We start from the raw sequence: 10,393 nt of genomic DNA, 5'->3' as shown, positions 1-10,393 counted from the left end.
CCTTCAGTATCCTTGGGAGCAAAGTTCACTCCTTGATTGGATGTAACGTCCACAAGGTCAGTAACATGGGCATCGGCAAGTGATAGTGCACGTAGCAAGTTTCTCTCGGCTGTGGTACGTTGCGCTAAATTGAGTTGTGCCGTATTAAATTTATAAGCGTACGTATAAGTTTCGGGCTGGTCTGCAAAAGCCGCATACCCCTGTGGCGTCAGCACGCCCACACAAAATGTAAAGTCATCCATCACAAAGTCGGAATTCTTCTCAAAAAGTGTGGTGTAATCAGGCAGTGTCACGGTGCCGCTTACCCGCAGCTTGTGCCCCGCAAGATTAAAACTATCACCAGGTTTGAGTTGATGGTTGCGCGCAAAGGTAACATCGATGGCAATCTCATCATCTGTCTTAGGCAGTGTCCCTACATGAATCTGCGGCAGATTAACCTTGTCACGCGCGGCATAAATGCGCATGTTAATAGGTCGCTTATTTTTGACGGGGTCATGTGGAATCGTCGCTTTAAGATCGTGGCTGAAGAGCGGATAAACCGTCAGCTGCTCATAATTATCAAGATTTGTGTCCTCTTCGGCCAAAGATAGGGTCAAACGGTCCAGCCAAGAAAAACGACCTTTCTCGGCAGCACTCATCTGGCGCTCATCTAACTTGTGCGTTACGGTAAAGCGTCCATCTTCTAGATGGTAACGCTCAGGCAATTCAACAAGTTGGGTGTGAATGGAACTTGCCGCAGTCAAAAAACCCGAGATATACGCAATCATAAACGCCATCATCAGGAAGATTCCAAGATACTTGCCAAAGTTATTTTTGAGTTGTCGCAAAATGCGATGCTTTAAGGGAGACATGGCACTTACCAGCTCAAATCAAAGGCGTGCAGACGCTGAGTATTACGTTTGTCTTGCACAAGTGCGCCCTCACGCAGGCGCATAACACGATCAGACATCTGCGCAATTGCATCATTATGCGTCACGATAACCATCGTCACACCAAACTCTTTGTTCATGCGCTCGAGTACATCAAGTACATCAAGGGAGGTTTCATAATCAAGTGCACCCGTAGGCTCATCGCAAAGCAGCAAGCCTGGACGTTTGACAAGCGCACGAGCAATTGCACAACGCTGCTGTTGCCCACCCGATACTTGACGTGGAAATTTCTTTGCCTGTGCCCTAATACCTAAGCGGTCAAGCAGCTCATCTACGGGCAGCGGATTTTTGCTCAGATGCGCACACACTTCGACATTTTCACGAATCGTCAAGTCTGGCAGCAGATTGTAAAACTGAAAGACAAACCCCAGCTCACGGCGGCGATATTCAATAAGATCACGTCTATTGAGCTGGCAAATATCCGTATGAGCAATACGGATGCTCCCGTGATCTGCTTGCTCAAGACCTCCTAATAGATTGAGAAAAGTTGACTTTCCCGAGCCTGATGGACCTAACAAAACGCACATCTCACCTTTGTTGATGTTTGTCTCGATACCGTCGAGAACGGTGATATGCGCATCGCCCGTACCATAGGACTTATACAAGCGTGAGACGCTCACATAAGCGTCTGTGAAGGGCTCAGTGAAAGATGACTGATTTTTGGTCATTTCCTGGTCAAGCATAGTGTTTCCCATCGTCTTGCTAATCTAGGCCAATGGCTGCAGTCTTGATTACAAAGCGCACGCTGCCTTTGGTGCCAGCCTCAATACCGCTGAAAGTGTCATAGCGTTTTCCTGCTGCTTGCAGCGACTTTATGCGATCACGAAGGCCAACGACATCGTCTTCATATAGGCTGACGATGCGCTGAATGCCCTGCTTGTCGAGCTGCAAGAAGCCCTCGGCAAGCGCGGAGGATCCTTCTGCTGCCTTGTCGGTACCCTTTGCAAGCGCGCCGCTCGCATCACTTAACTGCAAAAGACCGTCGTTCAACTGGGATGCACCATCTTTGAGCTGCTGACTGTTAGCACTAAGCCTAGACAAACCCGTATTCAGCGAAGAAATGCCCTGCGTAAGCTGGTCATTTTGTAAAGCTGCTGCTGCACCTGCCGCCTGGCCCGCAATCCCTGATGTATGAGCAAGCGCCTGGACCGCTTCATGTAGTGCAGCGAGGTTTTCGGGGTTCGGGTCGGCAAGAACTGCTTCATACGCTGCTGCATACTGCGTTTGCAGCTGAGAAAGAGTGTCTTGAGCTACTGCCGCCTGGGACTGTGCCTCCTCTACTGCCGCATCAAGTGCAGCTTGCAAAGTTGTAGTCCCCTTGGCTGCTTGATCAACACCACTCGTATAGCTATCCACACCTTCCGAGAGCTGAGATGCACCCGTTTGAGCTGTTACTATGGCATCAGATAAAGTACCTGCACCTGAACTCAGTTTGTCCATACCATCAGCAAGTGACTGCGAACCAGATGTAAGCTGCGAGCTGGCATCTTTAAGTTTGTCCATTGAGTCACGTGCATCTTCACCAAATTCAAGCTTGAAATCATTGAGAGCATCAGTTGAAACCAGTGTCACAGCAGTATCAAGTGCAAAATCTTTAACATCAGCTTCGATGGTGAATGATGAGGGGATGTCTTGGGTATCTCCTTTGAGATGAAGACCTTCCTGCAAACCAGGCATGGCATATCCAACTACCATGATACGCTCGTTCATATCCATCGACTTACCATTGCTGACCTGCACTTTACTGAACTTCTCGCCATCAAGCATAAGAGCAGAAAGTGCAACAAAAGGCACGCAGTGCTTTGAATCTTTACTTGTGAGATTTTCAAATTGGTAGCAAATCTTAACGTGCCCGCTTTTGCCTGCAAGTTGCTTGGCAGTGATTGTCTTGCCATCAAGCTCATAACTAATCCGCAGAGCAAAAGGCAGCTGCTGTGTGGATTTACCTTTGTACTTGAGGGTAGGCTCCCCACTTGACCACAGCAGGCCTTGAGCTGTTTTTGTAGGCCGAGCGTTCGTTTCATCTTCTTCGAGTTCAGAAAGATTTGACTGGTCACGCAGGGTTTTTGCACTGCCGGGGTTGGTGAGCTGAACCGCTACACGTATATCGTGAAAACTACCATCAGGAGCCGCTTGTACCGTTACGGTTTCGGACTTTTCCTGAGGTATTGTTGCTTGTGAAAAGTCAGCTTGGGTGGCGACAGCGCTTTGCGTGGCATTGTTTTGCTTGGTGCTTAAAGTGGTAGCAGGCCTTCTCCCCTGTGCCTGAACAGATTTGAGTTGAGGCAACTGAAACACAAGTATGCACACCACGCCTGTCGCTACAAGCATGGCTGCAGCGACCACTGCCCTTTTTTGGCAACTGGTCTGCGCTGTGAGTTCCCAGAGCTTCTGCGTCATAAAGGAATTAGTTTTCCTGGTATCACCCATAGTCAATTCCTATTCCGCTGCGAGTATGGCTGAGAAGTACTCTCAATGAGAGATTGTTGCTCACCCACTCGTAAGTTTCCTATAACTAACTCAGTAAGTATACCAGAGTTAACATGATTTAAGCTCTTTCTCACTTCTTAAACAGGAGTCTTTTTACCAGCGGCAGCCCCCTGCGCATACTCTTAGGGGTAACAGTTCTCTAAGGGCATACATGGCACCAGATGACAAAACTGATACCTCAAATGAAATTAATGAACCCTGCTGGCAAGGAGCTACTTATCCGTAGACTTATATTCAAGTCCTGCCAAGGGATTTTGGCCCTTATAAATAAAGTCAAAAGCACCATTTCCAAGCTCGGCAATGTTGTACACATTGGCACCTGCATCAAACGTCTCTTGGAGATTTCTGCGTGCAGATCTCCATCCCATACCATCCGTTACCCAAAGAAACGTAAATCCATCAATACGCTGAGCCTCTTCAGTTAACATCTTGTAGCTTCGAGAAGTTTCATTAAGTTTGGAACCTCCACCGCTATAAAAGTTAGTTTCAATTCCATACACCATTGAGTCAGTTTTGAGCACAAAGTCAAAACGCTTTTCGGCTTTTCCAGCATTTGAAATTTCAGAAAGATCGAGGTTCCAGCGCTTCTCTATCTCGTGAATATACATCTCTTTGAAATAGGTGTCATCTCGAATAAAACCAGCTTTTTGAATATAGCTTTCAACTAAATCTTCCATAAGATGCCCGCCGCGATTTTTTCGTCCATTACTATCAAGGCCTGCTTCAATACCGAGCGCGTAGTCTACAAGATCGTGTGTAATACGATTGGCAATCATCTCAAAGAGACCGGACTTCTTCATAAATCGAACGGCACTCTCAACATCAAGTTTTTCATCAAATACATAGAGATAGCCACCATCTTTATCCTGCGCATAGATACCTCTATATCGCACAGCAATAAGAATAGGAATACATTTGATGATTTCTGGATAGCGTGAAGCAAGAGATTTAAAATCATCTTCAATGGTTGGGGAACCAATGAGCGAGTTCATGATGTTGAGCTCAACGCGAATTTTATTTACGTTGTCGCACACTTTATCAAAGTCAATATAAAAACTGTAATTCGCAATGCTTGGCCTAAACTGTGACAACCATTCTTCAAAATCCCTTGCCATTAAACCATCCCTTCATCAAATAGTCCTAGCTGCTCCTTATCAAGACGCCGCTTTGCAATATTGAGGTAGCTTTCACTTGCATCAATGCCGATATAGCGTCTGCCCAGTCTTTTTGCTACTACTGCAGTAGTCCCCGAACCTAAGAACGGATCGAGAACAACATCCCCAAAATGAGTGGATGCCAAAATAATACGTTCTAGTAGATACTCAGGCTTTTGAGTTGGATGTTTGCCTTCGACTTTTTCTGACTGCTTGGTCAGTGGGCCTATCCAAACATCTTTCATCTGCTTGCCACCATTGGCAGCTTTCATATCTTCATAGTTAAAAGTGTACTTTGCCTTTTTAATGTCTTTTTTCGCCCAAAGTATTGTTTCAGTTGAATGAGTAAAGCAGCGACAAGCTAAATTTGGAGGTGGATTGGTTTTCTGCCAAGTAATGTTATTGATTATTTTGAACCCCTCTTGTTCAAGCGCCATCCCCACTGAATAGATATTGTGCATCGATCCTGAAATCCAGATAGTACCCGTGTCTTTCAGTAGGCGTTTACACATACGTACCCAGCTACGATTAAAGTTATGTTTTTGCTCGAGCGTATAGCCCTCGTCCCACTTTCCTTTGTTGACTGAAACCTGTTTTCCACCGCTACACGATATGCCGTTATTACTGAGAAAATAGGGTGGATCGGCAAAAACGATATCCACACTTTCAGAAGGTAGCTCAGGTAGAACCTTAAATGAATCGCCCAAATAAAGTGACCCTAAATCATCTACAAAGTAGGGATCTAATTGTTTAGTCATAGTTCCGGATGATCACTTCCTCACCTGTACGTTTACTGGCGTTAGAGTTGATCATGCGTTTAACTGGTACAACCTCAATGAAATAATCCTTATAAAGTTCTTTGATAAAGTTTGTGTTGTGATTTGTAAGCATACAATAACATCCACGTGCATCAAGACGACGAAATACCTGGGCTAGACGCTCATGATCTTCGCGAGAAAAACCCTCTTTGGTATACGCCTCAAATGATGTGTCATTAAGCGGTGCATAAGGACTATCAAAAAATATAAAATCGTTTGCTTGCGCGGTATCACAAGCCATTTCAAAATCTCCGCAACTTATATCAACCTTTTGCAGGTATTCCGATACTGCTTTGAGATTGTTCGCATCATAAGATGCTCGAGTACTATTATTAAACGGAACGTTAAACTGACCTTTTGCATTAACGCGATAAAGTCCATTGAAACAATGTTTATTGAGAAAAACGAACATTGCTGCAAGTTCAGTATCTATTTCTTCTGCTGCAAGCTTATTGTTATAAGTCTGGCGAACAGCATAGTAATAAGTTTTTGGGTTATCACCAAACCCGCTATCCAATACATCAAGTACTTCCATAAGGGCATCTAAATCGTCGCGAATGGCGACATATGTATTGATAAGCTGAGCGTTTACATCGTTAACGTACGCAGCGTTGGGCTCAAAACCGAATAGTACTGCACCAGCACCAACAAATGGCTCATAGTAAGACTTATACAATTTGGGAGTACGATCACGAAGGCGGTCAAGGAGTTGCCCTTTACCGCCAGCCCATTTACAAAATGGTGATAGGTGGTTGCTCACGTATACCTCTCCAATTAACAAATAATTTCTGCTGTTTTTATTATATGTCCCCATATAGACATCAAAATAACCTCGAAGCTCCGTTTAATAGAGAATCAAAAACATGCTAAAAAGCGTGCCTACCATTTGATAGACACGCTTTATAGTCAGTCTTACAGCTCAATTATGCTGGACCTACGCTTGCTTTTCGGGATATAACTCATCGGCAAGCGCCATGTTGGTGCGAATGCTCTCGCAGCAGTCGTGGAAGCGCGCAAGCTCTGTTGCGGTTAGCGGCAGCTCATGGATCTGCTCGACACCTCCAGCTCCAATTACTACAGGAATACCCACGTAAATGTCCTGCTCGCCATACTCTCCCTCAAGCAAAGCGCTTGCAGGCATAATGAGCTTCTCATCATGTAGCACAGCCTGAGCCATGCGTGCAGCCGTCAACGCAATAGCATACTCCGTACACTGCTTGCCCGCAAAGGTAACCCAACCACCTTGGCGCGCAAGATCTTCTATCTTGTCGTGATCAAAGGCAAACTTCTCGTCACGTTTTGCCATCTCGCTTAAAGACACACCAGCAAAACTCACGCACGACCACGGACAAAACTGTGCGCTCCCGTGCTCACCAATCATAAAAGCAGTAATTGACTTGTGGCCGATGCCCGTCTCTTCTGCCAAACGCGATACCAAACGCGCGGTATCCAAACCAGTGCCTGTGCCAAATACACGACCTTTGGGAAGCCCCAGGCCCAAGGCAATCTCACGTGTAACCACGTCACACGGATTAGAAATATCGATCAATATACCGTCAAAGCCAGACGTGCGCAGGCGGTCAACCCAAGTATGCACTGCAGGGATGGTATAGCGCAGCTCACGCGTACGATCAGTGCTACCTATGAGCAGAGAGACCTTGCCCGAGGCATTTACCACTACATCAGCATCAGCTAAATCCTCAATATCACCCACACGAACACGAACGCGATGCGGTAACAAAGACAAGCTATCGAAGAGATCTTGGGTCTCGCAGGCAGACTTTTTGTCGTTAATGTCTACAAGAATAATTTCATCGGCAATACCGAGGACTGCCATATCAAACATCACATGAGCACCAACATGACCCACTCCGATGATACCGATCTTTCTTGCCTTCATATGCACCTCCAAATTGCTGCTTGTTGTCGTGGTAAAACTTGATACCAAGACAACCCGCACGAACATGCAAGTATTATGCACGCAGCACAGGATGGCCGCAGCAGCTGTAACGCAGTTGAGACACAAAAGTGTCCGCAACGATGAATAACCCTGAGAGGATCTCTGCCTGAGCGCCCTGTGGGATACAGACATACGTATGTTTGATACGGGAGGACTTACTTATCCATCTGCCCCAAACTGAGATGAGGATAGAGACGAAAAAGAGCTGTACCAGAAGTAACTTCTGATACAGCTCCAGATTACGACGTGCACATCAAGCCGGATGAAACAACGCCTTACTGGGATTGCTCGCTAAGCTTTGTCAGGATTTTGTTGTCCTTATGCTCATGCGTAGGCACCGGGCGGAAGAGCTGGAACAACATAGCTGCGAGCAACACAAACGCCACCAGCGTCCAAAAACCAAAGCTGCCGTAAACAATCAGACCATAGAGCTGATTGATTATCATGCCGACAACCCAACCAAAGAGGCACTCATAACCAATCGCTGCCCAGAACCACTTAGTATCATCCATCTGACGCTTGATGGTACCCATGGCAGCAAAGCAGGGTGCGCAGAGCATATTAAAGGCAACAAAACCAAGCATCGCGCCGGTATTGACCACACCATTCGCAGCAAACATCTGGCCAAAGGCAGCCCACATGGAGGGGTCAGTTTCCCCTGCATCACCCAAAGACGAAAGCGTGGCAAAGGTAGAAACAATATTTTCCTTGGCAACTAGTCCCATAACCGACATAGCAGTTGCCTTCCAGCTAACAAAGCCTAAAGGTGCAAAAATCCAAGCAATGAGACCAGAGAATCCAGCAAGCACAGAGTAGTCAATAAACTCATCGGGAGCGCCCTCCATGCCAGGCAGGTACCCAAAAGCACCGCTGCCGCCTTCCCACCCAGCAAAACCAAAGTTGGAGAGGAACCACACCACTACCGTTGACGCAAAGATAATGGTACCTGCCTTGACAATAAAGCTCTTAACACGCTCCCACACATGCAAGAACCAAGACTTAATCGAGGGGAAGTGGTAATCAGGCAACTCCATCACAAAGGGAGCAGGCTCACCCAAGAAGGGCTTGGTTTTCTTGAGCATGATGGCAGACACAATAACCGCAAGCACACCAAGGAAATAGAAAAATGGCGCAATCCACCATGCCTTAACGCCACCAATCAGTGCGCCCATAAGCAGAGAAATGATGGGCAGTTTGGCACCACACGGAATAAAAGTCGTAACCATAGCGGTCATGCGGCGATCACGCTCGTTTTCAATGGTCTTGGTAGCAAGAACGCCAGGAACACCACAACCAGAGCTAATCAAAATAGGAATAAAAGACTTGCCAGACAAACCAAAACGACGGAATGCGCGATCCATCACAAAGGCAACGCGGCTCATATAGCCGCAATCCTCAAGGAAGCAAAGCAAGACAAACAGCACGGTCATCTGAGGTACAAAGCCCAAAATAGCACCAACACCTGTAACAACGCCATCAACTACAAGGCTGGTGACCAGCGCACTTGCGCCCGCTGCCTCAAGCCAACCCGTCACAACAGCTGGAATCGAAGGCATGGCCATGCCAAAGAGCTCCCAGCCATCACTAAAGAGATTGTCATTAACCCAGTCGGTAGCACCCGTACCGACAGTCGAGATGGCAAGCCAATACACACCAATCATAACGAGCATAAAGATAGGCAAACCCAAAAAACGATTGGTGATAATTTTGTCAATCTTCTGAGAGCGCGTAAGCTTTTTGGGTGCCTTTTTAACGCAGGCATCCATAACACCAGAAATCCATTCGTAACGCTCAGAAGCAATGATGTCTTCAGCATCATCATTACGCTCAGTTTCAACCGTAGATATGATTGCATCAAGCTCAGAAAGCATTGTCTGAGAAAGCTTCAGTGAGTCAACGGCTACCGCATCGCGCTCAAAGATCTTGATGGCGTACCAACGCACTAAGTTAACTGCGCATTTACCTTCAATACGAACTGCTATCTTGCTAAGCGCATCTTCTACATCTGCGGGGAAGCATTTAACACCCGTAGCAGCCTTGCCAGCTTTGCCAGCGGAAACGGCAGTCTTCACCAGCTCATTCAGTCCCTGATTACGCAAAGCTGAAACCTCTAGCACGGGCACACCAAGCTTCTCAGACAAAGCTTTGGTATCAATAACATCACCACGCTCTTTGAGTAAATCGCACATGTTGAGACCTACTACCACAGGACAGCCTGTCTCAAGAACCTGCGTTGTGAGATAGAGATTGCGCTCAAGATTAGTTACATCGACAAGATTAATCGTCGCAGTGGGGCGACTATCCAGCAGGTAATCACGAGAAACCGTCTCTTCAGGAGAATAGGGAGACAAGGAATAAATTCCTGGGAGGTCAACAAACTCAATCTTTCTATCGGCAAGCCAAGGTGCCTGCTTTTTTTCAACGGTAACACCTGGCCAGTTGCCGACATAGCCATTAGAACCCGTCAACTCATTAAAAAGTGTGGTCTTGCCGCAGTTAGGATTGCCCGCAAGCGCAATGTAAGTCTTATCTGCCATTCCAAACCTTTCTTATTACTGCACGCACAAAGCGTACTACCACGATTTTAGGCACGTGGCGTTGCCATTTTGTTAGACGAGCCGAACTCTTTATGCAAAAAAATGTGATACGCCGCTCTACTTACGCAACCTCAACGTTTTCTGCTTCATCCTTACGAATACTCAGCTCATAACCCCTCACGGTAATCTCAATAGGATCACCGAGAGGTGCGACTTTGCGCACATAAATTTCGGTACCCTTGGTCAGGCCCATATCCATAATGCGCCGCTTGATAGCGCCTGTGCCTGTGAGTTTGGTAACAACAGCGCTGCTTCCAACCTTCACATCTCTGAGAGTAGCCATCTCTCTTCCCTCCTGATTTAGCCGCGAGTTCTGCGACAACATACACATCTGACGTCTCCCACATAAAGACGCCTATGGAGTGCCGCAAGATGCGGCGTTTTCCCTAGTACCTAATACGTAGTAATGCGCCGAGCCATGTTAGAGTCAATGCCCAGGTTGGTA

Annotated in this window: 9 protein-coding genes; all 9 read right to left on the bottom strand. The window is 46.7% G+C overall.

The window, feature by feature from the left end; genetic code table 11:
* On the bottom strand, nt 1-851 hold an 851-nt coding region (locus Q0X25_RS05525), incomplete at its 3' end, for a hypothetical protein (protein ID WP_298579697.1).
* 5 nt (nt 852-856) lie between these two features.
* The gene (locus Q0X25_RS05520; protein ID WP_298579694.1) at nt 857-1,612 is read right to left on the bottom strand and encodes an ABC transporter ATP-binding protein; all 756 of its coding nucleotides are present in this window, start codon (nt 1,610-1,612) and stop codon (nt 857-859) included.
* Nucleotides 1,613-1,631: 19 nt separating this feature from the next.
* The gene (locus Q0X25_RS05515; protein ID WP_298579691.1) at nt 1,632-3,359 is read right to left on the bottom strand and encodes a hypothetical protein; all 1,728 of its coding nucleotides are present in this window, start codon (nt 3,357-3,359) and stop codon (nt 1,632-1,634) included.
* A gap of 272 nt (nt 3,360-3,631) precedes the next feature.
* Complete coding sequence (locus tag Q0X25_RS05510; RefSeq protein ID WP_298579689.1) at nt 3,632-4,534, bottom strand: type II restriction endonuclease; 903 nt, start codon at nt 4,532-4,534, stop codon at nt 3,632-3,634.
* On the bottom strand, nt 4,534-5,331 hold the full coding sequence (locus Q0X25_RS05505) for a site-specific DNA-methyltransferase (protein ID WP_298579684.1): 798 nt from the start codon (nt 5,329-5,331) through the stop codon (nt 4,534-4,536). Before Q0X25_RS05505 ends, Q0X25_RS05510 begins: the two co-directional genes overlap by 1 nt.
* The gene (locus Q0X25_RS05500) at nt 5,324-6,151 is read right to left on the bottom strand and encodes a DNA adenine methylase (RefSeq protein WP_298579681.1); all 828 of its coding nucleotides are present in this window, start codon (nt 6,149-6,151) and stop codon (nt 5,324-5,326) included. The genes Q0X25_RS05505 and Q0X25_RS05500 overlap by 8 nt, the downstream gene beginning before the upstream one ends.
* Nucleotides 6,152-6,325: 174 nt before the next feature.
* Nucleotides 6,326-7,291 carry a lactate/malate family dehydrogenase gene (locus Q0X25_RS05495; protein WP_298579678.1) on the bottom strand — a complete coding sequence of 322 codons (966 nt, stop codon included), beginning with the start codon at nt 7,289-7,291 and terminating at the stop codon, nt 6,326-6,328.
* Between the two features lie 335 nt (nt 7,292-7,626).
* A complete protein-coding gene (gene feoB, locus Q0X25_RS05490; protein WP_298579675.1) occupies nt 7,627-9,888 on the bottom strand; it encodes a ferrous iron transport protein B in 2,262 nt (753 codons plus the stop codon).
* 121 nt (nt 9,889-10,009) lie between these two features.
* The gene (locus tag Q0X25_RS05485) at nt 10,010-10,231 is read right to left on the bottom strand and encodes a FeoA family protein (RefSeq protein ID WP_298579672.1); all 222 of its coding nucleotides are present in this window, start codon (nt 10,229-10,231) and stop codon (nt 10,010-10,012) included.
* Between the last annotated feature and the right edge of the window lie 162 nt (nt 10,232-10,393).

The sequence above is a fragment of the uncultured Olegusella sp. genome (assembly GCF_947253395.1).
Lineage (GTDB): Bacteria > Actinomycetota > Coriobacteriia > Coriobacteriales > Atopobiaceae > Olegusella.
Note: the sequence above shows the minus strand (reverse complement) of the source record. Positions and strands in the feature narration are given on the sequence as shown.

Bases quoted from the DNA above. Each gene is read 5' to 3' on its own strand.
- Q0X25_RS05515 (WP_298579691.1), bottom strand. From the start codon at position 3,359: ATGGGTGATACCAGGAAAACTAATTCCTTTATGACGCAGAAGCTCTGG.
- Q0X25_RS05505 (WP_298579684.1), bottom strand. From the start codon at position 5,331: ATGACTAAACAATTAGATCCCTACTTTGTAGATGATTTAGGGTCACTT.
- feoB (WP_298579675.1), bottom strand. From the start codon at position 9,888: ATGGCAGATAAGACTTACATTGCGCTTGCGGGCAATCCTAACTGCGGC.
- Q0X25_RS05520 (WP_298579694.1), bottom strand. From the start codon at position 1,612: ATGCTTGACCAGGAAATGACCAAAAATCAGTCATCTTTCACTGAGCCC.
- Q0X25_RS05510 (WP_298579689.1), bottom strand. From the start codon at position 4,534: ATGGCAAGGGATTTTGAAGAATGGTTGTCACAGTTTAGGCCAAGCATT.
- Q0X25_RS05495 (WP_298579678.1), bottom strand. From the start codon at position 7,291: ATGAAGGCAAGAAAGATCGGTATCATCGGAGTGGGTCATGTTGGTGCT.
- Q0X25_RS05485 (WP_298579672.1), bottom strand. From the start codon at position 10,231: ATGGCTACTCTCAGAGATGTGAAGGTTGGAAGCAGCGCTGTTGTTACC.